The sequence below is a fragment of the Streptomyces sp. SID14436 genome (genome assembly GCF_010548465.1).
In the GTDB taxonomy this organism is placed as follows: Bacteria; Actinomycetota; Actinomycetes; order Streptomycetales; family Streptomycetaceae; genus Streptomyces.
Genome location: NZ_JAAGMD010000368.1, coordinates 1 through 23279, shown reverse-complemented (window position 1 = coordinate 23279; position 23279 = coordinate 1). Strand labels below are relative to the sequence as shown.

Annotated in this window: 20 protein-coding genes and 3 pseudogenes; 17 read left to right on the top strand and 6 right to left on the bottom strand. The window is 73.6% G+C overall.

The window, feature by feature from the left end; genetic code table 11:
- Positions 1-428: 428 nt before the first annotated feature.
- Together G3I53_RS12980 and G3I53_RS12975 are read right to left on the bottom strand one after the other, a co-directional pair.
- Entirely contained in the window at positions 429-1406 is a 978-nt protein-coding gene (locus G3I53_RS12980) for an AraC family transcriptional regulator (RefSeq protein WP_164333553.1), read from the bottom strand.
- Between the two features lie 72 nt (positions 1407-1478).
- Entirely contained in the window at positions 1479-2633 is a 1155-nt protein-coding gene (locus G3I53_RS12975) for a YihY/virulence factor BrkB family protein (protein ID WP_164333552.1), read from the bottom strand.
- A gap of 128 nt (positions 2634-2761) precedes the next feature.
- Between G3I53_RS12975 and G3I53_RS12970 the strand changes: the two genes are divergently transcribed.
- The 15 genes from G3I53_RS12970 to G3I53_RS12905 all read left to right on the top strand — a co-directional run bounded on the left by G3I53_RS12970 (position 2762) and on the right by G3I53_RS12905 (position 19289).
- Positions 2762-4396, top strand: a complete 1635-nt coding sequence (locus tag G3I53_RS12970; RefSeq protein WP_164333551.1) for an acyl-CoA dehydrogenase family protein — start codon at positions 2762-2764, stop codon at positions 4394-4396.
- A 329-nt stretch (positions 4397-4725) separates the two neighbouring features.
- The gene (locus G3I53_RS12965) at positions 4726-6018 is read left to right on the top strand and encodes a GAF domain-containing protein (RefSeq protein WP_164438359.1); all 1293 of its coding nucleotides are present in this window, start codon (positions 4726-4728) and stop codon (positions 6016-6018) included.
- A gap of 209 nt (positions 6019-6227) precedes the next feature.
- Positions 6228-7382, top strand: coding sequence for a calcium:proton antiporter (locus G3I53_RS12960; protein WP_164438358.1), 1155 nt, complete (start codon positions 6228-6230; stop codon positions 7380-7382).
- Positions 7383-7575: 193 nt separating this feature from the next.
- Positions 7576-8916 (top strand): hypothetical protein, encoded by a 1341-nt coding sequence (locus G3I53_RS12955; protein ID WP_164334836.1) that lies wholly within the window; start codon positions 7576-7578, stop codon positions 8914-8916.
- A 136-nt stretch (positions 8917-9052) separates the two neighbouring features.
- Positions 9053-9625 (top strand): GNAT family N-acetyltransferase, encoded by a 573-nt coding sequence (locus tag G3I53_RS12950; protein ID WP_164334838.1) that lies wholly within the window; start codon positions 9053-9055, stop codon positions 9623-9625.
- Positions 9626-10036: 411 nt separating this feature from the next.
- A complete protein-coding gene (locus tag G3I53_RS12945) occupies positions 10037-11734 on the top strand; it encodes a nitrite/sulfite reductase (RefSeq protein ID WP_164334840.1) in 1698 nt (565 codons plus the stop codon).
- On the top strand, positions 11731-11907 hold the full coding sequence (locus G3I53_RS33280; RefSeq protein WP_192232204.1) for a hypothetical protein: 177 nt from the start codon (positions 11731-11733) through the stop codon (positions 11905-11907). Before G3I53_RS12945 ends, G3I53_RS33280 begins: the two co-directional genes overlap by 4 nt.
- Positions 11904-12614, top strand: a complete 711-nt coding sequence (locus G3I53_RS12940) for a phosphoadenylyl-sulfate reductase (protein ID WP_164334841.1) — start codon at positions 11904-11906, stop codon at positions 12612-12614. The genes G3I53_RS33280 and G3I53_RS12940 overlap by 4 nt, the downstream gene beginning before the upstream one ends.
- Before the next feature lie 2 nt (positions 12615-12616).
- A complete protein-coding gene (gene cysC, locus G3I53_RS12935) occupies positions 12617-13177 on the top strand; it encodes an adenylyl-sulfate kinase (protein WP_164334843.1) in 561 nt (186 codons plus the stop codon).
- Positions 13174-14118, top strand: a complete 945-nt coding sequence (gene cysD / locus G3I53_RS12930) for a sulfate adenylyltransferase subunit CysD (protein ID WP_164334844.1) — start codon at positions 13174-13176, stop codon at positions 14116-14118. The genes cysC and cysD overlap by 4 nt, the downstream gene beginning before the upstream one ends.
- Before the next feature lie 2 nt (positions 14119-14120).
- A complete protein-coding gene (locus tag G3I53_RS12925; RefSeq protein ID WP_164334853.1) occupies positions 14121-15455 on the top strand; it encodes a GTP-binding protein in 1335 nt (444 codons plus the stop codon).
- A 260-nt stretch (positions 15456-15715) separates the two neighbouring features.
- Entirely contained in the window at positions 15716-16819 is a 1104-nt protein-coding gene (locus tag G3I53_RS12920; protein WP_164334854.1) for an aliphatic sulfonate ABC transporter substrate-binding protein, read from the top strand.
- A gap of 34 nt (positions 16820-16853) precedes the next feature.
- The gene (locus G3I53_RS12915; protein WP_164334856.1) at positions 16854-17666 is read left to right on the top strand and encodes an ABC transporter ATP-binding protein; all 813 of its coding nucleotides are present in this window, start codon (positions 16854-16856) and stop codon (positions 17664-17666) included.
- Positions 17653-18543, top strand: coding sequence for an ABC transporter permease (locus tag G3I53_RS12910; protein WP_164334858.1), 891 nt, complete (start codon positions 17653-17655; stop codon positions 18541-18543). Before G3I53_RS12915 ends, G3I53_RS12910 begins: the two co-directional genes overlap by 14 nt.
- A gap of 8 nt (positions 18544-18551) precedes the next feature.
- Entirely contained in the window at positions 18552-19289 is a 738-nt protein-coding gene (locus G3I53_RS12905; protein WP_164438357.1) for a sirohydrochlorin chelatase, read from the top strand.
- Between the two features lie 30 nt (positions 19290-19319).
- Here the strand turns inward: G3I53_RS12905 and G3I53_RS12900 are convergent, their stop codons facing one another.
- The 3 genes from G3I53_RS12900 to G3I53_RS12890 form a co-directional block, all read right to left on the bottom strand.
- A complete protein-coding gene (locus G3I53_RS12900; RefSeq protein WP_164337230.1) occupies positions 19320-19943 on the bottom strand; it encodes a DsbA family protein in 624 nt (207 codons plus the stop codon).
- 163 nt (positions 19944-20106) lie between these two features.
- Positions 20107-20481, bottom strand: coding sequence for a nuclear transport factor 2 family protein (locus G3I53_RS12895; RefSeq protein WP_164337231.1), 375 nt, complete (start codon positions 20479-20481; stop codon positions 20107-20109).
- Complete coding sequence (locus tag G3I53_RS12890) at positions 20474-21022, bottom strand: DUF1697 domain-containing protein (protein ID WP_164337232.1); 549 nt, start codon at positions 21020-21022, stop codon at positions 20474-20476. Before G3I53_RS12890 ends, G3I53_RS12895 begins: the two co-directional genes overlap by 8 nt.
- Before the next feature lie 307 nt (positions 21023-21329).
- Between G3I53_RS12890 and G3I53_RS12885 the strand changes: the two are divergent.
- Positions 21330-21545: pseudogene (locus tag G3I53_RS12885) on the top strand (hypothetical protein); the annotation flags it as partial.
- 64 nt (positions 21546-21609) lie between these two features.
- On the opposite strand, the pseudogene mgt reads toward G3I53_RS12885, so the two are convergent.
- Positions 21610-22879 (bottom strand): annotated as a pseudogene (mgt, locus tag G3I53_RS12880) (macrolide-inactivating glycosyltransferase).
- Between the two features lie 66 nt (positions 22880-22945).
- Here mgt and G3I53_RS12875 point away from each other — a divergent pair.
- A pseudogene (locus tag G3I53_RS12875) lies at positions 22946-23279 on the top strand (aminoglycoside phosphotransferase family protein); the annotation flags it as partial.

Genomic DNA, 23279 nt, shown 5'->3' with positions numbered 1-23279 from the left:
CGCCCGCGCCCCGAGCCGACGGCACACCGCCCCTCACCCACGGCAGGCCACACCGCGGCCCCGTCACACCGCCCGGCTCAGCCGTCACACCACCCCCGGACCGCCGCCACACCGCGCCCGGCGGCCCCGGGAACGCCTCGCACCCGCCCGGACCGGGGAGGACACCGGCCCGCCGACCCTGCCGGACGCCTCACGAGACCGCCGCCGGCCCTGCGGACGCCTCACGAGACCACCCTGCCGTCCGAGCCGGGCCCCGCCCGCGCCCCGAGCCGACGGCACACCGCCCCTCACCCACGGCAGGCCACACCGCGGCCCCGTCACACCGCCCGGCTCAGCCGTCACACCACCCCGGACCACCGCCACACCACCCCGGACCGCCGCCACACCACCCCGCACACCGGTAGCGATCGCCCCGTTCCGCCCAGCCCTCACCGACGCCCGGCGGTAAGAGGCTGTCCGGCGTCCTCCGGCCCGCCGCGCGCCGCGCGCCAGTCCTGTGGGCTGACACCGTAGGCCCGCTTGAAGGCCGCCGAGAGCGCGAACGCGCTGCCGTAGCCGACCCGGCGGGCGATCGCGCCGATCGTGTCGTCGGTGTCGCGGAGCCGGTCCGCGGCCACGGCGAGGCGCCATCCGGTGAGGTAGGTCATCGGGGGTTCGCCGACGCGTGCGGTGAAGTGGCGGGACAGGGAGGCGCGGGAGACCCCGGCCCTGGCCGCCAGGTCCGCGACCGTCCAGGGGCGGGCGGGCTCGTTCTGGAGCAGGCGCAGCACCGGGCCGACGACCGGGTCCGCGAGGGCCGCGTACCAGGCGGGGGGCGCCGCCTCGGGGCGGGCGAACCAGGCCCGCAGGGCGGCGATGACCAGCAGGTCGAGCAGCCGGTCGAGGACGACCTCCTGGCCCGGCCGGTCGCGGACGATCTCCTGGGCGAGGAGCGGGGTGAGGGGGCAGTCCCAGGCGTCGGCGGTCAGGGACAGCAGCGGGGGGAGCGCGTCGAGGAGCCGGCCGCCGATCTCGCCGCGCCGTCCGTAGGTGCCGATGAGCATGACCGTGGCGCCGTCGGTCCGGTCGCCCCAGGTGCGCACGCCGAGGTCCATGACGCCGTTGAGGGGGCGTCCGTCGGGGTGGTGGCACTCGCCGCCGGGCAGGATCAGCGCCTGCGGTGGCGTGCCGGGGTCGTCGCCGCAGGTGTACGGGTCGGGGCCGCGGGCGACGGCGAGGTCGCCGGGGCCGAGGCGCAGCCGGTCCCCGTCGTCCGGGACGATCCACGCCTCGCCCCGCACCACCAGCATCACGGTCAGCGGGGCGCGGTCCTCGATCCGGACCGACCAGGGCGGGTCGAAGCAGGCGCGGATCATGAACGCCCCACGGGCGCGCGGGCCCTCCAGCAGGCCGGTGAGAACGTCCATGGCGTCAGCGTAGACGCGGGCGCGGCGGCCGGGGAGACGCGACGGCACCCCGGCTTCACCGCGCTCCGGCCGTCACTTCTCCTCGTCGGCCGGGTGGCTCCCGTGCTTGTGGGGGTGGGTGGACTTCGCGTGGGTGCGCAGCCGGGCGGAGACATCCTCCGGGGGGAGGAAGCGGGACCAGCGCTCGGGGAACTCGGAGGGCATGTCGGGGTCCGCCTCGCCGTCCTCGTCGACGGCGGCCGTGGTGCGGGCGACGTACTCGGCGACCTGCGCCTGGCGCATCCGCTCGTTGGCCTCGCGGGCGGCGGCCGTGGCGGCGGCCGGCCAGACGCGGTCGATGGCGGCGTTGACCGCGGCCCCCACCAGCACGGCGAACGCGGACACACCGATCCACAGCAGGACGGCGACGGGCGCGGCGAGGGAGCCGTAGATGGTGGGCCCCTCCACGGTGTTGGTCAGGTAGAGGCGCAGCAGGAAGCTGCCCAGGACCCACATGGCGAGGGCGACGAGCGCGCCGGGCACGTCCTCGATCCAGGGCGAACGCACGGGCACGGAGACGTGGTAGAGCGTGGTGAGGAAGGCGACCGACAGCAGGATGACGACCGGCCAGTACAGGACCTGCACGACCGTGGTCGACCAGGGCACGACGCGGACGACCGCGTCCGGCCCGGCCACCATCAGGGGCAGGGCGACGGAGCCGATCAGCAGGGCGACGAGGAACAGCAGGAAGGCCAGCAGGCGCGTCTTGACGATGCCCCGGACGCCGTCCAGGCCGTACATGACGGTGATGGTGTCGATGAAGACGTTCACCGCGCGGGAGCCGGACCACAGGGCGAACAGGAAGCCGATGGAGATGACGTCGGGGCGGCCTCCTTTCATCACGTCGTCCAGGATGGGCTGGGCGATCTGCTGCACACCGCGGTCGGACAGCACCGTGCGGGAGGCGTCGAGGAGGTTGCTGCGCAGGCTCTCGATGGTGTCGGCGCCGGTCCAGGTGTCGACGTAGCCGAGCAGGCCGATCATGCTGAGCAGCAGCGGGGGCACCGACAGCAGCGTGAAGAACGCGGCCTCGGCGGCCAGGCCCAGGATGCGGTACTCCATGCACGAGTTGACCGTGTCCTTGAGCAGCAGCCAGGCGGTCCTGCGTTTGGATACGTTCCGGTACAGGGCCCTGGCCCTGTGGAGGCGGCCGGACGGCTCGTCGGTTGTGTCTCTTGCTGGCTGCACGTGCTAACGGTATCCGTCGTGCCTGGTCGCACTCACCCACAGGCGGATTCGTCCGGCAGCGGGCGGTTCCGGCGGGCCGCCCGCCGGTGCGGGGTGAGGCGCCGGGGGTTGGGGGTAGGTTCGCTGACATGGCAGGCACCACGCACACCGTGACCAACCAGGCTCCGCCCCTCGTGCAGTACGACGTGTTCGGCGGCGACCGGGCCCTGGTGGAGGCGGTCGCCCGGCATCTGGATCCGCGGCTGCGCCAGGAGGCCGAGTCGGAGCTGACCGGGCTGGGCCGCACGTCGGGTTCGGCGCAGGTGCAGGAGTGGGGGGCGCTGGCGAACGAGCACCCGCCGCGGCTGCGCACCCACGACCGCTACGGCCACCGGATCGACGAGGTGGACTTCCATCCGTCCTGGCACCGGCTGCTCGGCAAGGGCGTGTCGGCGGGCCTGACGTCGGCCTGGCGGCGGCCCGGCGGGCACGTGCGGCGGGCGGCGGCGTTCGTCGTGTGGACGCAGGTGGAGGCGGGGAACTGCTGCCCGCTGTCGATGACGCACGCGGCGGTGCCGGCGCTGCGCGCCGACCCGGCCCTGGCCGCGGTGTGGGAGCCGCGCCTGACGTCGGAGGTCTACGACCGCGGGCTGCGGCCGGCCGGGCAGAAGGCCGGGGTGCTGTTCGGGATGGGCATGACGGAGAAGCAGGGCGGCAGCGACGTGCGGGCGAACGCGACCGCGGCCCGCCCGCTCGCCGAGGACGGCACGTATGCGCTGACGGGGCACAAGTGGTTCTGCTCGGCGCCGATGTCCGACGCGTTCCTGGTGCTGGCGCAGGCGCCCGGCGGGCTGACCTGCTTCCTGGTGCCGCGGGTCCTGGACGACGGCACCCGCAACACGTTCCTGATCCAGCGGCTGAAGGACAAGCTGGGCAACCGCTCGAACGCGTCCGCGGAGGTCGAGTTCGCCGGGACGTGGGCGCGCCGGGTCGGCGAGGAGGGCCGGGGGGTGCGCACCATCATCGGGATGGTGGCGGCGACCCGGCTGGACTGCGTCCTGGGCTCGGCGGGGCTCATGCGGCAGGCGGTGGCGCAGGCGGTGCACCACTGCGCGCACCGGGAGGCGTTCGGCGGGAAACTGATCGACAAGCCGCTGATGCGCAACGTGCTCGCGGACCTGGCGCTGGAGTCGGAGGCGTCGACCACGCTGGCGCTGCGGCTGGCCGCCGCGTACGACGACGGCGGGGAGCAGGAGCGGGCGCTGCTGCGGATCGCGGTGCCCGCGGCGAAGTTCTGGGTGACGAAGCGCTGCGCGCCGCTGGTGGTGGAGGCGGCGGAGTGCCTGGGCGGCAACGGGTACGTGGAGGAGTCCGGGATGCCGCGGCTGGTGCGGGAGTCGCCGCTGAACTCGGTCTGGGAGGGCGCGGGCAACGTCCAGGCGCTGGACGTGCTGCGGGCGCTGCGCCGGGAGCCGGGCGTGCTGGACGCCTACCTGCGGGAGGTGGGCCTGGCGCGGGGCGCCGATCACCGGCTGGACGGGGCCGTCAAGGGGCTGCTGACCGAACTGGCCGACCTGGACGGCGTGGAGGGCCGGGCGCGGCGGCTGGTGGAGCGGCTGGCGCTGGTGCTCCAGGGGTCGCTGCTGGTGCGGTACGCGCCGCCGGAGGTGGCGGACGCGTTCTGCGCGGGACGGCTGGGCGGCGACGGCGGCGCGGTGTTCGGCACGCTGCCGCACACCCTGGACCTGGCGTCCCTGGTGGACCGGGCCCGGCCGGTGCACTGATGCCTCCCGGGCGCGCCGGGCGCCCGGGAACGCCGACGCGGGGGTGGTGCTGCGCCGACACGGCACCACCCCCGCCGCACGGGCCCTCAGGAAGAGCCGTGGACGCCGCTCGGAACGGCGTCGCTCAAGCTTCGATCAGAGCGCGGCGCGCCACCAGGGTTGCAGGGGGTTGCAACTTGCTGCTGAGTGTGACGATAGTGCGCGCTTTCCCCGGGGCCCGACGGCACTATGAGACAAACAGTCGATACGCATTCCGGGGGTCCGGCCGACCGGCCGGGCGGAGCCACTCCCCCGTGTTCTTCTCAGGAGGACCAGTGGCGCTCTCGCCGATGGACATGACGCACCTGGCCGCCGTCGACGCGACGCGCGCGGCCCGGGTGCTCGACGAGGTCCGCTCGGCCACGCTGGCCGGGCAGCGCGCGCCGGTCGCGCCGCGCCCGGTGATCGGCGAGTCGTGGGAGCGGATGCTGCGCAGCGGCGTCGACCCCGAGCACGACGTGCGGGCGTGCCTGCTGTCGCGGGAGGAGGTGCAGCGCCGGCGGGAGACGTCGCCGCTGCGGCACGTGCTGCCGGTGCTGCGGGAGGGGCTGCTGTCGGTCGCCGACGTCGCCCGGCACATCATGGTCGTCGCCGACGCGGACGGCCGGGTGCTGTGGCGGGAGGGCAGCGCGCCGGTGCTGCGCCGGGCCGACGTGCTGGGTCTGGAAGTGGGCGCGGACTGGCGGGAGAACGTCGTCGGCACGAACGGCGTGGGCACGCCGGCCGTCACCCGCCGGCCGGTGCAGGTGTTCGCCTCCGAGCACTTCGTGCGGTCGCACGCGACGTGGACGTGTTCCGGCGCCCCGGTGACCGACCCGCGGGACGGCCGGCTGATCGGGGTGGTCGACGTGAGCGGACCGCTCGACACCATGCACCCGGCGACGCTGGCGTGGGTCGACTCGGTCGCGAAGCTGGCCGAGGCCCGGCTGCGGGACCTGCACCAGCAGTCCCTGGAGCGGCTGCGCGCGGTGGCCGCCCCGGTGCTGGCCCGCATCGACGGGCGGGCCCTCGTCGTCGACCGGCACGGATGGACGGCGGCGGTGACGGGGATGCCGTACGTGCAGCGGCTGGCGCTGCCGAAGTCGCTGTCGGCCGGGCTGCGGTGGCTGCCCGCCCTGGGCCGGTCGACGCTGGAGCCGCTGGCGGGCGGCTGGCTGGTGCGGCCGGCGGACGGGCCGGCGCCCCTGCCGGGACGACGGGTCGAGCTGGACCTGCGGGAACCGCGCCGCCGGTCGGTCGTGGTGTCCGGCGGCGCGGGCACCTGGACACGGGAACTGAGCCCCCGGCACGCCGAGTTGCTGTACCTGCTGGCCGTGCACCGGGAGGGGCGCAGCGCGGCGGGACTGGCCGGGGACCTGTTCGGCGACCCCGGCCGCACCGTCACGGTCCGGGCGGAGATGTCCCGGGTACGGCGGTATCTCGGGGGGCTGCTGGAGCACCGCCCGTACCGGTTCGGCGAGGACGTCGAGGTGGAGGTGCTGCTGCCGGACGACCCGCACGGCCTGTTCCCGGCCACCGGGGCGCACGACGCCGTGGGCCCGGAGCCGGTGGGCCACCGGCCGGCTCCGGCCGCGGACCCTTGAGGCCCGAGGGCTGCGGTCCGGGGGCTCCCCCGCGTCCCGTGCGGCGGCCGGGCGGCAGGGCGACGGGTGCCGTCGCGGCGGGTTCCGCCCAGGTCACCGGCGTCCCGGCGGCCGGCGCGGCCGGGTAGAGTGGCGTGGAAGGACGCCGCCGGGACGACCCGGCGGTGCGGTCACGAGCAGGGACGACCCGGCAGAACGTGTAGACATCCGTGCCCACACCCTCCCTCCTGCGCACCGTCCTCACCCCCACCGCGGTGTTCCGGCTCGCCCTCGGCTGGGGCGCCTTCCTCGCCACGGTGCTCGCCGCACCCGTCCTGTCCGGGCCCCTGACGGCTCCGGTCCTGTGGACGGTGCTCGCGGGGATCGTCGCGGTGATCGTCGTCTGCGCCTTCGGGGTGGTCGGCCAGGCCGAGCACCTGGCGCGCCGGCTCGGCGACCCCTACGGCACGCTGGTGCTGACCCTCTCCATCGTGCTGATCGAGGTCGTCCTCATCGCCGCCGTGATGCTGGGCCCGGGCGAGCACGCCACCATCGCCCGCGACTCCGTCATGGCCGTGTCCATGATCATCCTGAACCTCGTCGTCGGCACCGCGCTGCTCGTCGGGGGCCTGCGGCACGCGGACCTCCGCCCCAACCGCACCGGCGTCTCGGCCTACCTGGCGCTGCTCGTGGTCCTGCTGGCCGTCGCGTTCGCCTTCCCCGGCCTGATCGGCAGCGGGGGCGCCTACCGGCCGGGACAGGCGGTCGCGCTGGCCGCGCTCACCGTCGTCCTGTACGGGTTCTTCCTCGTCCGGCAGACGGGCGCCCAGCGCGCCGACTTCCAGGAGGTGCGGCCCTCCCCCGCGGCGGCCGCACCGCAGCCGCGGGACCCCGGCGCGGAGCCGGGGCCCGCCGGGGCGGCGGCCCGGCACCGGCCGGAGGTCGTCGCCCGCACGCTGCTGCTCGTGGCCACGGTGCTCCCGATCGTGCTGCTCTCCCACGACATGGCGGCCCTGCTCGACGACGGGTTCGCGCGGGCGGGGGCGCCGGTGGCCCTGTCGGGTGTCGTCATCGCGATGATCGTCTTCCTGCCCGAGACGATCACCACGGTGCGGGCCGCCCTGGGCGGGGAGATCCAGCGGGTGAGCAACCTGTGCCACGGCGCCCTGGTGTCCACGGTCGGACTGACCGTGCCCGCCGTGCTGACGATCGGCCTGGTCACGGGGCAGCGGGTGGTCCTCGCCGAGAGCCCCGCCCACCTCGTGCTGCTCGGGACGAGCCTGCTGCTGACCGCCGTGACGTTCGGCGGCCGGCGGGTGACCGCCCTGCACGGATCGGCGCACCTGCTGGTGTTCGTCCTCTACGGACTCGCCGTCTTCTCCTGACGCACGCGCCCGCCGTCACGGCGAACCGAAAGGGACCCATGGGCACCTCGATGGTCACGGATTCCGCATATTTGCCGGGTCTTCGCCCCCGGCCGGGCACCGCTGTCGTAGCATCGCCTTTCGGGCCACCCCACCCTGCTCCGTGTCAACGCAAGGATCACGGGACGCAGTTGGCTCGCCTCGGGAGGACGGTATGAAGCATCGCGGCAGACACCGCCGTCGCCGGCGGGGCAGAGCACTGCGGGCGGCGCTGGCCGGGACGGCCCTGGCGCTGACCGCCGCCGCCACCCTGATCAGCACGTCGCAGGCCACCGTCGCCGACGACCCCGGGGCCCTGGAGCCGGTCACCTCGTCCGCCGCGACGGCGCCATTGCGGCTGACCGAGCGCAGCGTGCCGCAGGACTGGCTGAAGCGGCTGTCCACGGAGATGGGCCGGCCCGTCGCCATGGACGCCGTGCTGGCCGACGCCGACGGGGTGCTGCGGGAGGCGGACTCCTGTCCGGCGGACGACCGTCGGGCACTGCCCGTCGAACCCGAGGCGACCCGCGCGTACTGCTGGGACGGCGCCGACACCGGCGGCTGGGAGGCCGGCGCGGTCACCACCTCCGGGGACGCCGACGACGACGGCCGCTGGGGCCCGCACCGCATCATCCTGTCCGGCTGGAGCCGGTCCGGCCCGGTGACCGGAGGCCCCAGGGACGCCTCCGCCGCCCGCGACACGGCCGGTACGGCGGACGGCCGGCCCGGACTGGCGCGCGTCGCGTTCGTGGACCGGGACGCCGAGGGCGGCCCCACGTACACCTGGGTGCTGCTGGCCGTGCCGGTCGAGGAGGGTGCCGACTACCGGGCGCTGGCCTCGTCGGTGTCCGGGATGGTCTGGTACCAGGACAAGCTGCTGGTGACCGCCGACCGGGGGGACGGCAGCGCCCTCTACGTGTACGACATCGACCGCGTCCAGCGGGCCACCGTCGCCGGCCCGGCGGTCGGCCGGGTGGCCGACGGATGGTCCGCGGCCGGCGCCCGGTACGTACTGCCCGCGGTGGCCGCCTACCGGACCGCGAGCCCGGGCGCCCCCCAGCCGGGCGGGATCTCGCTGGACCGCAGCACCACGCCGGACAGCCTGGTGGCGCACGAGGCGACCGAGGAGGGGGACGACGGGCCGACCCGGCTGTGGCGGTATGCGTTCAGCGTGGACCCGATGCGGGCGGGCCTGCTCGCGACGGACCCGGGGGCGACGGCCGAGGCGGTCGCGGCCTACGAGACCAAGCTGACCGACGTGCGCAGCGTGCTGTCCCACCGCTCGGGCTGGTACCTGGGCCGGATGACGGGGACACCGGACGAGCGCGGCACCCTGTGGCGGCAGGACGCCGAGGGCGCGCGGCCCACCCGGTGCGGGGCGGACGAGACGCACCGCTGCTGGAGCGGCGACGCGGCGTCGCTGTCGTACTGGGAGGAGACCGGCGAGATCTGGTCGCAGTCCGGGCGGATGCTGTTCGCGCTGCCGCTGGACTCGGTGGACCGCTCCCTGGACTGATCCCCGGACCGGTCCCCGGCCGGTCCGCCGTCTCCGGGCACGGTCGGTTCCGGGCGGAACACGTCGCGGGACCGGTCCGTTCCGGCCGGCGGGAGACGTTCGACAGCGGACCGCCGGGGATGGTTCCCTTTCGGACATGACGACCATCACCGTGACCACCTGGTCCCTGGAGCAGACGACGCCGGCCGACCTCCGGCCGGCCACCGTCCCGGAGGGGGACGTGCGGATCGTCCGCTCCGAGGTGCCCTCGCCGGAGTTCAGCCGTTTCCTGTACGCGTCCGTCGGCGGCGACATCCGCTGGACCGACCGGCTGGGCTGGACGTACGCGCAGTGGACGGAGCACCTGGACCGGCCGGGTGTGGAGACCTGGGTCGCCTACGACCGCGGGACGCCCGCCGGATACGTGGAACTCCAGCCGCACGACGACGGCGTGGTGGAGATCGTCTACTTCGGCCTGATCCCCGCCTTCCGCGGGCGGCGCATCGGCGGCCACCTGCTGTCGTACGGCGTGGCGCGGGCGTGGGACCTGGCGGAGCGGTGGCCGGCGCTGAAGCCGACCCGGCGGGTGTGGCTGCACACCTGCAGCAAGGACGGCGAACACGCCATGGACAACTACCTGCGGCGCGGTTTCCGGCTGTTCGACACGAAGGTCGAACAGGAGCCGGAGGTGGCGACGCCCGGCCCGTGGCCGGGGGCCTACCCCGCCTGACCGGCCCGGACAAGACCGTCCGCGCCAAACGTGACCAAGGACACCCTTGTCTCGCACAGCGAGACAAGGGTGTCCGCATTTTGGATGAAGCTGGACTGGCTCCGGAGCGCCGTGCCAGGCTTCCGCCATGCCTGGAACTGGAATCGCCTTGGTGAGTCGGCGGCACGTCGACCTCGGCCGCATGTCCAGCGCCATCTGTCCGATGCGCTGACGCCCCCTCGGTGGCCCCTCGGCCACGGGCTCCAGCACCACCGGTTCTTCCTCCCCCGCTTCCGCCCGCGCAATGACGCGCAGGTCTGCCGCGCTCACATATGCGCAGGTCACAGCCTTCCCGCCTGCCGCCGCCCTGCCCCGCGCCGACCGCGCGGACCGCCGACACCATCCACCGCTGTCCCGAAGGACGTATCACCCATGGCCGCCACCCCGCCGAAGTCTGCCGCCGCGTCTTCCCGCCGCAAGGTGAGCCGTCACCGCGGCGAGGGCCAGTGGGCGGCGGGTCACCACACCCCGTTGAACGGCAACGAGCAGCTCAAGAAGGACGACGACGGTCTCAACGTACGGACACGTATTGAGACGATCTACTCCAAGCGCGGCTTCCAGTCCATCGACCCCAACGACCTGCGCGGGCGCTTCCGTTGGTGGGGCCTGTACACCCAGCGCCGCCCCGGCATCGACGGCGGCCGCACCGGACTGCTGGAGCCCGAGGAGCTCGAGGACGAGTACTTCATGCTGCGGGTCCGCATCACCGGCGGGCGGCTCACCACCGAACAGCTGCGGGTGATCGGTGAGTTGTCCGAGACGTACGCCCGGGGCACCGCGGACATCACCGACCGGCAGAACGTCCAGTTCCACTGGGTGCGCATCGAGGACGTGCCCACCATCTGGGAACGCCTGGAGGCGGTGGGCCTGTCCACCACCGAGGCGTGCGGCGACTGCCCGCGCGGCATGCTCGGCTCCCCGGTGGCCGGCGTCGCCGAGGACGAGATCATCGACGGCACGGCCGCCCTGGACGAGATCGTCCGCCGCTACATCGGCGACCCGCGCTTCTCCAACCTGCCGCGTAAGTACAAGACGGCCGTCTCCGGCTCGCCGCTGCTGGACGTGGCGCACGAGATCAACGACATCTCCTTCGTCGGCGTGGTCCACCCCGAGCACGGGCCCGGCTTCGACCTGTGGGTCGGCGGCGGACTGTCCACCAACCCCAAGTTCGGTGTGCGGCTGGGCGCCTGGGTGCCCGAGCAGGACGTGCCCGACGTGTGGGAGGCCGTCACCACGATCTTCCGCGACCACGGCTACCGCCGGCTGCGCAACCGGGCCCGGCTGAAGTTCCTGGTCGCCGACTGGGGACCGGAGAAGTTCCGCCAGGTCCTGGAGGACGACTACCTGGGCCGCAAGCTGATCGACGGCCCGGCCCCCGAGATGCCCGCCCGGCAGTGGCGCGACCACATCGGGGTGCACCGCCAGAAGGACGGCCGCTTCTACGTGGGCTTCGCCCCGCGGGTGGGCCGGATGGACGGCTCGCTGCTCACCAAGGTCGCCGCCCTGGCCGAGGAGCACGGCTCCGGCCGGGTCTCCACCACCGTCGAGCAGAAGATGATCGTCCTCGACGTGCCGCAGGACCGGGTCGACTCGCTCGTCGACGGCCTGGAGGCGCTCGATCTGCGGGTCACCCCCTCGCCCTTCCGGCGCGGCACCATGGCCTGCACCGGCATCGAGTTCTGCAAGCTGGCCATCGTGGAGACCAAGGAGCGCGGCAGCGAGCTCATCGACGAACTCGAGCGCCGCCTGCCGGACTTCGACGAGCCGCTCACCATCAACATCAACGGCTGCCCGAACGCCTGCGCGCGCATCCAGACCGCCGACATCGGCCTCAAGGGCCAGCTCGTCACGGACGACCAGGGCCGCCAGGTCGGCGGCTACCAGGTGCACCTCGGCGGCGCCCTCGGCCTGGAGCCGTCCTTCGGCCGCAAGGTGCGCGGACTGAAGGTCACCTCCGACGAACTGCCGGACTACATCGAGCGGGTCCTGAAGCGTTTCCAGGCCGAGCGCGAGGACGGCGAGCGGTTCGCGGTCTGGGCGGCGCGCGCCTCCGAGGAGGCCCTGTCGTGAGCGGCCGGGCGGCCCCGTTCTACTGCCCGTACTGCGGCGACGAGGACCTGCGTCCCGGCGAGGCGCACGGGGCGTGGGAGTGCGGCGCCTGCAACCGGGGCTTCCGGCTGACGTTCCTCGGGCTGCTCGCCCGCGGCCTCGGACAGCCCGACACGGGAGGGGACCGGACATGACGGCAAGTCAGCGCGAGTACACCGCCGAGGAGTTGAAAGAGTTCGCGGAGCGGGCGGGCCGCGAGCTGGAGGACGCGCCGGCGCTGGAGATCCTGCGGTGGGCGGCCGGCACGTTCGGCAGCCGCTTCTGCGTGACCTCCTCCATGGAGGACGCGGTCGTCGCCCACCTCGCCTCCCGGGCGATGCCCGGCGTGGACGTGGTGTTCCTCGACACCGGCTACCACTTCGAGGAGACCATCGGCACCCGGGACGCCGTCGACGCCGTGATGGACGTCAACGTCATCACGCTCACCCCGCGGCAGACGGTGGCCGAGCAGGACGCCGAGTACGGCCCGAAGCTGCACGACCGCGACCCCGACCTGTGCTGCCGGCTGCGCAAAGTGCTGCCGCTGGAACAGGGTCTGAAGGCTTATCAGGCGTGGGCGACCGGGCTGCGCCGCGAGGAGTCGCCGACCCGGGCGCACACCCCGGTGGCCGGCTGGGACGAGAAGCGGCAGAAGGTCAAGATCTCGCCGATCGCCCGCTGGACCCAGGACGACGTGGACGCCTACGTCGCCGAACACGGGGTGCTCACCAACCCGCTGCTCACCGACGGCTACGCCTCCGTGGGCTGCGCGCCCTGCACCCGCCGGGTGCTGGAGGGCGAGGACGCCCGCGCCGGACGCTGGGCGGGCCGCTCCAAGACCGAGTGCGGGCTGCACGGCTGACCATGACGATCCTTCAGGAGACCAACGTGAGAACCGGAGCCACCGTCTGGCTCACGGGTCTGCCGAGCGCCGGCAAGACCACCATCGCCCACGAACTCGCCGGGCTGCTGCGCGCGGCCGGACGGCGCGTGGAGGTGCTCGACGGCGACGAGATCCGCGAGTTCCTCTCCGCGGGCCTCGGCTTCAGCCGCGAGGACCGGCACACCAACGTGCAGCGCATCGGTTTCGTCGCCGACCTGCTCGCCCGCAACGGCGTCATCGCCCTCGTCCCCGTCATCGCGCCCTACGCCGACAGCCGGGAAGCGGTACGCAAGCGCCACGCCGCGCACGGCACCCCGTACGTCGAGGTGCACGTGGCGACCCCGGTCGAGGTGTGCTCCGTACGGGACGTGAAGGGGCTGTACGCCAAGCAGGCCGCGGGCGAACTCACCGGGCTGACCGGGGTGGACGACCCGTACGAGGAGCCCGAGGCACCCGACCTGCGCATCGAGTCGCAGCACCAGACCGTCCAGGAGTCCGCCGCGGCGGTGCACACCCTGCTGAGCGAAAGGGGACTGGCATGACGACCGTCGCAACGGTCACGGAGGGCACGGAAGGCACCGCCGGCCCGTACGCCCTCTCCCACCTCGACGCCCTCGAGTCCGAGGCGGTGCACATCTTCCGCGAGGTGGCCGGCGAGTTCGAGAACCCGGTGATCCTCTTCTCCGGCGGCAAGGACTCCATCCTCATGCTGCACCTGGCGCTCAAGGCGTTCACGCCCGCGCCGGTGCCGTTCGCGCTGCTGCACGTGGACACCGGGCACAACTTCCCCGAGGTCCTGGACTACCGCGACCGCACGGTCGCCCGGCACGGGCTGCGGCTGCACGTCGCCTCCGTGCAGGACTACATCGACCGCGGTGTGCTCAAGGAACGCCCCGACGGCACCCGCAACCCGCTGCAGACGCTGCCGCTCACCGAGAAGATCGCCGCCGAGCGGTTCGACGCCGTGTTCGGCGGCGGGCGCCGCGACGAGGAGAAGGCCCGGGCCAAGGAGCGGGTGTTCTCGCTGCGCGACGAGTTCTCCCAGTGGGACCCGCGCCGCCAGCGCCCCGAGCTGTGGAACCTGTACAACGGCCGGCACGCGCCCGGCGAGCACGTGCGGGTGTTCCCGCTGTCCAACTGGACCGAGCTGGACGTGTGGCAGTACATCGCCCGGGAGGGCATCGAGCTGCCGGAGATCTACTTCGCCCACGAGCGCGAGGTGTTCCGGCGGGCCGGGATGTGGCTGACGGCCGGCGAATGGGGCGGCCCGAAGGACGACGAGCCGGTGGAGAAGCGGACGGTGCGCTACCGGACGGTGGGCGACATGTCCTGCACCGGGGCCGTCGACTCCGACGCCGACACCATCGAGAAGGTGATCACGGAGATCGCCGCCTCCCGGCTCACCGAGCGCGGCGCCACCCGCGCCGACGACAAGCTCTCCGAGGCCGCGATGGAAGACCGCAAGCGCGAGGGGTACTTCTAGACATGAGCACGATCACGAGCGAGGCGCTCGCGGAGACCACCCTGCTGCGGTTCGCCACCGCCGGTTCCGTCGACGACGGCAAGTCCACCCTGGTGGGCCGGCTGCTGCACGACTCCAAGTCGGTCCTCACCGACCAGCTGGAGGCCGTGGAGCGGGCGTCGGCGAGCCGCGGGCAGGAGGCGCCCGACCTGGCGCTGCTCACCGACGGCCTGCGGGCCGAGCGGGAACAGGGCATCACCATCGACGTGGCCTACCGCTACTTCGCCACGCCCCGGCGCCGGTTCATCCTCGCCGACACGCCGGGCCACGTGCAGTACACCCGGAACATGGTCACCGGCGCGTCCACCGCCGAGCTGACGGTGATCCTGGTCGACGCCCGCAACGGCGTGGTCGAGCAGACCCGGCGGCACGCCGCGATCGCCGCGCTGCTGCGGGTGCCCCACGTGGTGCTCGCCGTGAACAAGATGGACCTGGTCGGCTACCGGGAGTCGGTGTTCGCCGCCATCGCCGAGGAGTTCACCGCCTACGCGACCGAGCTGGGCGTGCCCGAGGTGACCGCGGTGCCCATCTCGGCGCTGGTGGGCGACAACGTGGTGGAGCCGTCCGCGCACATGGACTGGTACGGCGGCCCCACCGTGCTGGAGCACCTGGAGACCGTGCCGGTCAGCCACGACCTGACGCGGTGCCACGCCCGGCTGCCCGTGCAGTACGTGATCCGCCCGCAGAGCGCCGAGCACCCCGACTACCGGGGCTACGCCGGCCAGATCGCCGCCGGCACCTTCCGGGTGGGCGACGCGGTGACGGTGCTGCCGTCCGGACGGACCACCACGATCACCGGGATCGACCTGCTCGGGGAACCCGTCGAGGCGGCGTGGACGCCGCAGTCGGTGACGCTGCTGCTGGCCGACGACATCGACATCTCGCGCGGCGACCTGCTGGTGCCGTCCCAGGACGCGCCCGCCACCACGCAGGACCTCGAGGCCACCGTGTGCCACGTCGCCGACCAGCCGCTCACCGTCGGCCACCGGGTGCTGCTCAAGCACGGCACCCGCACCGTCAAGGCGATCGTCAAAGACATCCCGTCGCGGCTCACCCTCGACGACCTGTCCCTGCACCCGCACCCCGGGACGCTGGCCGCCAACGACATCGGCCGGGTGAAGATCCGCACCGCGGAGCCGCTGCCCGCGGACTCCTACTCGGACTCGCGGCGCACCGGTTCCTTCATCCTCATCGATCCCGGGGACGGCACCACGCTGACCGCGGGCATGGTCGGCGAGTCCTTCGCCGCCCCCGAGCCCGTCACCGACCCGGCCGAGGACGACGGGTGGGACTTCTGACCATGAACTCCTCGGATCTCCTTGCCCCGTCCGCCGAGGAACGCGGACGGGCCGGCGGCGGAACTCCGGGCCGGAGGTGCCCCCGGACGGAGTTCGGGGGCGGGCAGGGCGGGGTCGCCCGATGTGCGCGATGACGTACGCGCACCGCCCGCGCGCCCACCGCCCCCACCGCCCCCGCCGTCACCGGCGAAAACCTGCCGACCACCCGGCCGCGACCTGAGCCTCGCGCGACCGCCGGGCTCCCGAGAGGAACACCTCCCGTGCCTGCCACATCCGTCCCGCGCCGCGCGCTGACCGTGCTGGCCGTGCTCCCCCTGCTCGCCCTGGCCGCCTGCGGCTACGGCTCGCAGGCCAAGGACCGCGTCACTGTCGAGATCGCGGCCGGGGCGAAGAAGACCGACGGCCTGGACTCGGTCCGGATCGGCTACTTCGGGAACCTGACCCACGGCACCGCGCTGGTGGGCAACCGCAAGGGCTTCTTCCAGAAGGAACTGGGCGCGACCCGGGCGCAGTACGCCGTGTTCAACGCGGGCCCCTCCCAGATCGAGGCGCTCAACTCCGGCTCCGTCGACATCGGCTGGATCGGCCCCTCCCCCGCGATCAACGGATACGTCAAGGCCGGCGGCAAGAACCTGCGGATCATCGGCGGTTCGGCGTCCGGCGGGGTGAAGCTGGTGGTCGACCCGGACCGGATCCGCTCCCTGGAGGACGTCGAGGGCAAGCGGATCGCGACCCCGCAGCTCGGCAACACGCAGGACGTCGCCTTCCTCCACTGGGCGGCCGGGCGCGGCTGGAAGGTCGACCCGCTGAGCGGGAAGGGCGACGTGACCGTCGTCCGCAGCGACAACAAGGTCACCCCGGACGCCTTCCGGGCGGGCAGCGTCGACGGTGCCTGGGTGCCGGAGCCGACCGCGTCGAAACTGGTCGCCGACGGCGGCGAGGTCCTGCTCGACGAGGCGTCGCTGTGGCCGGACGAGAAGTTCGTCATCACGAACATCGTCGTGCGGCAGGAGTTCCTGAAGAAGCACCCGAAGGCCGTCGAGGCGGTCCTGCGGGCGTCGGTCGCGGCCAACCGGTGGATCAACGCCCACCCGCAGGAGGCGAAGACGGTCGCGAACGAGCAGCTGGCCGCCGACTCCGGCAAGGCGCTGCCGGCCGAGGTCCTCGACCCGGCGTGGGAGTCGGTCCGCTTCACCGACGACCCCCTCGCGTCCACCCTGTCCGCCCAGGCCGGGCACGCCGTCGACGCGGGCCTGCTGAAGGACCCCGGCCTGGACGGCATCTACGACCTCGGGCCCCTCAACAAGGTGCTGGCCGCCGCGGGCGAACCCACCGTCGACGACGCCGGTCTCGGCGCCCCGTGACCCGGACCCCGACCATTCCCAGGAGGTGACGACCATGGCCACGATCCTCGCCAAGGCCGCCGAAGGCACCGACACTTCGACGCACTCCGCCCGGATCGAGCACGTCTCGAAGTCGTTCGCGAACCCGGCAGGACAGCAGCTCGTACTGGACGACATCAGCCTCGATGTCGCGCCGGGCGAATTCGTCACCCTGCTGGGGGCGTCGGGCTGCGGCAAGTCCACCCTGCTCAACCTCGTCGCGGGACTGGACCGGCCGAGCGCCGGCACCATCACCACCGACGGGCGGCCGGCGCTGATGTTCCAGGAGCACGCGCTGTTCCCCTGGCTCACCGCGGGCAAGAACATCGAACTCGCCCTGAAGCTGCGGGGCGTGCCGAAGTCCGAGCGCCGCGAACGGGCCGAGGAACTGCTCGGACTGGTCCGGTTGAAGGGCGCCCACGGCAAGCGCGTGCACGAGCTGTCCGGCGGGATGCGCCAGCGGGTCGCGATGGCGCGGGCGCTCGCCCAGGAGAGCCGGCTGCTGCTGATGGACGAGCCGTTCGCCGCGCTGGACGCCATCACCCGGGACGTGCTGCACGACGAGCTGACCCGGATCTGGCGCACGGCCAACGCCGACGGCTCCGCCGCGGGACGGCTGTCGGTCCTGTTCGTCACGCACAACGTGCGCGAGGCGGTGCGGCTCGCGCAGCGGGTGGTCCTGCTGTCCTCCCGGCCGGGGCGGATCGCCCGCCAGTGGACGGTGGACATACCCCACCCGCGCCGCATCGAGGACACCGCCGTCGCGGAGCTGTCCGTCGAGATCACCGAAGAACTCCGTGGGGAGATCCGCCGTCATGGCCAGCACTGACACGACCGCCAAGGACGGGGGCGACCTCGCCGGCCTGGAGGCCGGGCTCGACGCGCTGGAGACGGTGCAGACCGGCCGCAAGCCCTTCCGGCAGACCTTCGTGGAGAAGATCCTGCCGCCCGTGCTCGCCGTGGCGCTGGTGCTGGCGGTGTGGCAGGCCCTGGTCTCGTTCCGGATCGTCGACGACCCGACCAAGCTGCCGTCGCCGGGCGCGGTGTGGCAGGTGGTGGAGCAGTCGTGGCTGGAGGGCGAACTCCTCGGCTACATCTGGACCAGCGTCTCGCGCGGCCTGCTCGGCTTCTTCTTCGCGCTGCTCATCGGCACCCCGCTGGGGCTGCTGGTGGCGCGGGTGAAGTTCGTGCGCGCCGCCATCGGCCCCATCCTGTCCGGGCTGCAGTCGCTGCCGTCGGTGGCGTGGGTGCCGCCGGCCGTGATCTGGCTCGGCCTGAACAACCAGATGATGTACGCGGTGATCCTGCTCGGCGCGGTCCCCTCGATCGCCAACGGGCTGGTCTCCGGCGTGGACCAGGTGTCCCCGCTGTTCCTGCGGGCCGGACGCACCCTGGGCGCGACCGGGCTCAAGGGCACCTGGCACATCGTCCTGCCGGCGGCGCTGCCCGGCTACGTGGCGGGCCTGAAGCAGGGCTGGGCGTTCTCCTGGCGCTCGCTGATGGCCGCCGAGATCATCGCCTCGTTCCCCGACCTGGGCGTGGGCCTGGGCCAGTTGCTGGAGAACGGCCGCAACGCCAGCGACATGGCCATGGTGTTCGAGGCCATCCTGCTGATCCTGACCGTGGGCATCGCCATCGACCTGCTGATCTTCAGTCCGCTGGAGCGGTGGGTGCTGCGCAGCCGCGGTCTGCTGGTGAAGGGCTGAGGCACGTCATGCACCGACCCGTCCTGCTGGTCATCGCGCACGGCAGCCGCGATCCGCGGCACGCCGCGACCGTGCACGCCCTGGTGCGCCGGGCGCGGTCCCTGCGGCCGGGGCTGCGGGTGGAGACCGCCTTCCTGGAGTTCAACCTGCCCTCGGTGCCGGGCGCGCTGCGGGCCCTGGAGGCGGAGGGCGTGCGCGACGTGGTCGCGCTGCCGCTGCTGCTGACCCGCGCCTTCCACGCCAAGGCGGACATCCCCGCGGCCCTGGCGGACGCCCCGGCCCGGCTGCGGATCCACCGGGCCGACGTGCTCGGCCCGTCCCCGCTGCTGCTGCGGGCCCTGGAGCGGCGGCTGCACGAGGCGGGCGTCCGGCCCGCCGACCGGTCCTCGACCGGGGTCGTCCTGGCCTCGGCGGGATCCACCGACCCGGAGGCGATCGCAGTGATCGCAGACATCGCGCGGGAGTGGCGGCACACCGGTTGGTGCGCCGTGCGGCCTGCGTTCGCCTCCGCCTCCCTCCCCCGCACCGAGGACGCGGTGCGGGAACTGCGCGACCTCGGCTGCGCGCGGGTCGCCGTCGCCCCGTACGTGCTGGCCCCCGGCTTCCTGCCGGACCGCATCGCGCGGGGCGCGGCCGGTGCGGACGTGCTGGCCGACGTTTTGGGCCCGGCGCCGGAGGTGGCCCGGGTGCTGCTGGAGCGCTACGACGCGGCCCGGCTGCCGCTGCGGCCGGCCCTGGGGGCCTGATCCGGGGGTGTCTCCCCGGGACGGGCGCCGTCAGTCGAAGGACAGGCCGCCGGTGCGGGTGCGCTTCAGCTCGAAGACGTCGGGGTGCACGGCCAGCCGGCGGAAGGCGTCGAAGAGTTCCGCGGCGGCCGGGCCCCGGGGCACGGCCCGCAGCACGGGCCCGAACCACACCGTGCCGTCGACGTGCAGGGTCGGCGTGCCCACGTAGCCGCCCGAGTCCGGTTCGGCGCCCGCCCAGTGGCTGCGCCGGACCGCGTCGTCGTGGGCCGGGTCGTGGGCGGCGGCCGCCAGGTCGGCGGGCAGCCCGAGTTCGGCGAGGGACTCGGTGACCACGGCGTCGAAGTCCTGCTCGCCGCGCTCGTGGATCCGGGTGCCGAAGGCGGTGTACAGGTCGCGCAGCACCTTGTGGCCGTGCCGTTCGGCCGCGGCCACCGCCACCCGGACCGGCCCGACGGAGCGGTCCACCAGGTCGCGGTACCAGTCGGGCAGGTCGTTGCCCTCGTTGTGCAGGTACAGGCTCATCACCCGGAAGCGCAGGTCGAGGGGGCGTTCCCGCTCGACCTCCAGCAGCCAGCGGGAGGTGATCCAGGCGAAGGGGCAGGCGGGGTCGAAGAAGCAGTCGACGCGGGTGGCGGCGGTCGTGGTGGGTGTCATGCCGTCGACCGTAAGCACCGGGCGGCGCGACCTCCCGGGCCATTCCGGGGTGCCTTTTCCGGTCCACTTCACGCGACCGTTTCACGCGACCGTTTCACGTGACCGCTGCAGGTGACCGCTTCACGTCACCGCGGCGCGCCCGCCGGCGCCGGACGCCGGCGGGTCAGTCCGCGGCGGGGGTGAACAGCGTCCCCTGGTGGAAGTACAGGCGCCAGCCCTGCTCCGTGTGCCGCCACAGGGAACTGCGGTGGGCGCGGCGGCCGTTGTGGTCGGTGTCGAAGGTGAGGTGGACGGTGCCGGGGGCGATCTCGACCGCCTTCATGCCGGACACCGTGGCGGCCGGGGCGGCGGAGGCGACCTCCTCGGTGAGCGCGTCGATGATCGCGGCCCGGTCCCAGACCTTCCCGGACGCCCCGAACTCGAAGAAGTCGGGGTGCAGCAGCGCGTCGATCCGCTCGGGCGAGCAGCGCACCTCGGGGTCCAGCAGCTTCAGTTCGCCCTCGATGGCGGCGCTGACGGCGCTGTCCTGCTCAGGCACGGGTGAGCTCCACGAGTTTGACGACGGTGTTCCAGTTGCGGGTGGTGGCGACGACGCCCTCGGTGACGCGGGGCCGGGCGAGCTGCTCCGCCAGCTTGGAGCGGCCGAGCCCGTCGGGGACGTACAGGTACAGCACCCGGTCGCCGAGGCGGAACTCCTCGGGGAGGCGGGCCTCGGCGTCGATCCCGGCGAAGCGCTCGGGGCCGACGGGTGCGGAGAAGAACGTCGCGTGCAGCTGCCGGCCCTCCAGTTCGGCGGCCGGGAACGGGCAGGCGTCGGCGATCGCCCGCAGATAGGCGTGGTCGCGGACGATCACGTCGACGGCGAACCCGAAGTGCTTCTCGACCGCCCGGGCCAGTTCGGCGGCCAGGGACTCCTCGTCGCCGTGCGCGGAGGCGAAGACCGCCTGGCCGCTCTGCAGGTAGGTGCGGACCCCGGTGTGGCCGAGGCCCTCCAGCAGGGTGCGCAGTTCGGCCATCGGGACCTTCCGGCCGCCGCCCACGTTGATCCCGCGCAGCAGTGCCGCGTACGTCGTCGCCATGCCCCCACGATAGAGCGGCCGTCGTGCCCCGTGGGGGTGGGCACGACGGCCGGGTCCGCGCGCGGCGGATGCGCGAAAGCCTCGCCGAACCCCGAGGTCCGGTTCAACCGGTACACGCGCCTGTGACTTATTCAACAACATTGCGGAAGGGTGCCGGTGCCCCGACCCGCCGCCGGAAGGACCGGCGGTCAGGGGCCCGCGGCAGGCGAGAGCCTCGAGACGCTGCGCGACGAGGTGCGGCTTGCGACGCTGGGGAAGGTCGACGGGGTCGAGGCGCCGATCACCGGGCAGGCGAAGGAGAGCCCCGATGAAGCAGATGGAGGTCGGCCTGGCGGCGGTGCTCATCGACGCCACGGTCATCCGGGGGGTGCTGCTGCCGTCGGTGATGGCGCTGCTGGGCGAGCGGAACTGGTACCTGCCGAAGTGGCTGCACCGCCTGCCGGACCTCACCCACGACGAGGCCCCGGAGGCGGTCGCGCGGCCGGTGGCGCACAGCGCCGAGGACAAGCGGGTGGGGGTCTGACCCCCGGCGCGCACGAGGCGGGGCCCGGCACCACGCGTGCCGGGCCCCGCCCGTTCGCTGCCTTCTAGCTCCTGGCCCGGAGCTCCGCCTCGATGAGGTCGGCCGCGCGGCGGGTGCCTCCCTCCTCGGCCGTCTCCGCGCGGATCCGCTCCAGCCGGCGGGCGACCTCCGGGTCCCCGGTGAGGTCGAGGGCCGCCGCCCGCAGCGCGTCGGCCGTGGCGTCCTCCGTGGCCAGTTGCCGGGCGACGCCGAGCGCCTCGAGCAGGCCGGCGTTGCCGAACTGGTCCACGGCCTGCGGTACGGCGATCATCGGGGTGGCCGTGGCCAGCCCTTCCTGGCTGCCGCCCGCGCCGGCGTGGGTGACGAACAGGTCGGCCTCCTTCAGCACCGCGAGCTGCGGCACCCAGGAGCGCACCTCGACGCCGTCGGGCACCTCCCCCAGCTCGGCCGGGTCGACGTGGCGGCCGATCTGCAGCACCAGGTGCCAGCCGGGCAGGTCGCCGAACGCCTTCAGGCACTCCCGGTAGAAGCCGGGCTGCTTGGTGTAGGAGGAACCGAGGGAGACCAGGACCACCTTCTCCGCCCCGGCGGGCCGCTGCCACTCCCCCTCCGCGGTGCGGTCGCCCTGGCAGGCCCCGACGAAGGAGTACGCCTTCTCGTCGACGCGGTCGGCGTGGGGCTGCAGGGCCCTGGGGATGAGGACGAGGGAACGGGGAGGGCGGCCGATGAAGGAGTCGGAGTGCTCGGTGATCCCGTTCTCCTCCAGCCAGGACTGGAAGCGGGCGTAGTAGGCGCGGCCGCGCTCGGTCTTCTTCGGTTCCTCCCACATGGGCCCGGCGACCTCCTCCTCGTAGCCCTCCCAGGCGACGAGGCACGGTGAGAGGGAGACCGAGGGGACACCCCAGCGGTGGGCGAGGACGCGGGCCGGGTAGGCGGCGATGTCGTGCAGCACGAGGTCGGGGGTGTCCCCCTCGTAGGCGGCGGTCAGCTGCGGGAGCGCCTGGATCGCGTCGTCGAGGAAGGGCTCCACGTTGTCCAGCAGCGTGGTGCCCCAGTCCTCGGGGTCGGCGTCGGGGCCGGGCAGGGTGCTGTTCCACGGCTTGGGTTCGGCGCCGGTCTCGGCGACCTTGTCGGCGAACAGGGGCGGGATCGCGTAGGTCACCCGGTGACCACGCGCCACCAGCTCGCGGATCACCTCGAGGCTCGGGTTGACGTGCCCGTGGGCGGCGATGGAGAACATGGCGATGTGGGCGGGTGAAGTCATGACCGCGACGCTATACGAGACGAGACGTCTCGTGCAACCTATTTCGGCGGGGGCACCGCGTACACCGCACGACCTGTGCGAATGCGACACTGGCCGACGGCCGGACGGCCGCACGCACACGACACGGAGGCGGATGGTGGACGAGGCACGCGCGCGGGAGGTGCTCGCCGCGGCACAGGTGCTCCCGGACTCGGGGCGGGACGCACGACTGCTGGCCCTGGGCGAGAACGCGGTGTTCGGCGCCGGTGACCTCGTCGTCAAGGTGGGCCGCGACGCCGAACTGCTGGAGCGGGCGCGCCGGGGCCTCGAGATCGCACGGTGGCTGGCCGAGGAGGGCGTGCCGGCGGTGCGCCCGGCCGAGCCCCGGGCCGAGCTGGTGGACGGCCACCCGGTGACGGTGTGGCACCGGCTGCCGGACCCGGTGCGGCCCGCCGAGCCGCGGGACGTGGCGGCACTGCTGCGGCTCGTGC

Bases quoted from the DNA above. Each gene is read 5' to 3' on its own strand.
- G3I53_RS12980 (WP_164333553.1), bottom strand. From the start codon at position 1,406: ATGGACGTTCTCACCGGCCTGCTGGAGGGCCCGCGCGCCCGTGGGGCG.
- G3I53_RS12970 (WP_164333551.1), top strand. From the start codon at position 2,762: ATGGCAGGCACCACGCACACCGTGACCAACCAGGCTCCGCCCCTCGTG.
- G3I53_RS12965 (WP_164438359.1), top strand. From the start codon at position 4,726: ATGGACATGACGCACCTGGCCGCCGTCGACGCGACGCGCGCGGCCCGG.
- G3I53_RS12955 (WP_164334836.1), top strand. From the start codon at position 7,576: ATGAAGCATCGCGGCAGACACCGCCGTCGCCGGCGGGGCAGAGCACTG.
- G3I53_RS12950 (WP_164334838.1), top strand. From the start codon at position 9,053: ATGACGACCATCACCGTGACCACCTGGTCCCTGGAGCAGACGACGCCG.
- G3I53_RS12945 (WP_164334840.1), top strand. From the start codon at position 10,037: ATGGCCGCCACCCCGCCGAAGTCTGCCGCCGCGTCTTCCCGCCGCAAG.
- G3I53_RS12940 (WP_164334841.1), top strand. From the start codon at position 11,904: ATGACGGCAAGTCAGCGCGAGTACACCGCCGAGGAGTTGAAAGAGTTC.
- cysC (WP_164334843.1), top strand. From the start codon at position 12,617: ATGACGATCCTTCAGGAGACCAACGTGAGAACCGGAGCCACCGTCTGG.
- cysD (WP_164334844.1), top strand. From the start codon at position 13,174: ATGACGACCGTCGCAACGGTCACGGAGGGCACGGAAGGCACCGCCGGC.
- G3I53_RS12925 (WP_164334853.1), top strand. From the start codon at position 14,121: ATGAGCACGATCACGAGCGAGGCGCTCGCGGAGACCACCCTGCTGCGG.
- G3I53_RS12915 (WP_164334856.1), top strand. From the start codon at position 16,854: ATGGCCACGATCCTCGCCAAGGCCGCCGAAGGCACCGACACTTCGACG.
- G3I53_RS12910 (WP_164334858.1), top strand. From the start codon at position 17,653: ATGGCCAGCACTGACACGACCGCCAAGGACGGGGGCGACCTCGCCGGC.
- G3I53_RS12905 (WP_164438357.1), top strand. From the start codon at position 18,552: ATGCACCGACCCGTCCTGCTGGTCATCGCGCACGGCAGCCGCGATCCG.
- G3I53_RS12900 (WP_164337230.1), bottom strand. From the start codon at position 19,943: ATGACACCCACCACGACCGCCGCCACCCGCGTCGACTGCTTCTTCGAC.
- G3I53_RS12890 (WP_164337232.1), bottom strand. From the start codon at position 21,022: ATGGCGACGACGTACGCGGCACTGCTGCGCGGGATCAACGTGGGCGGC.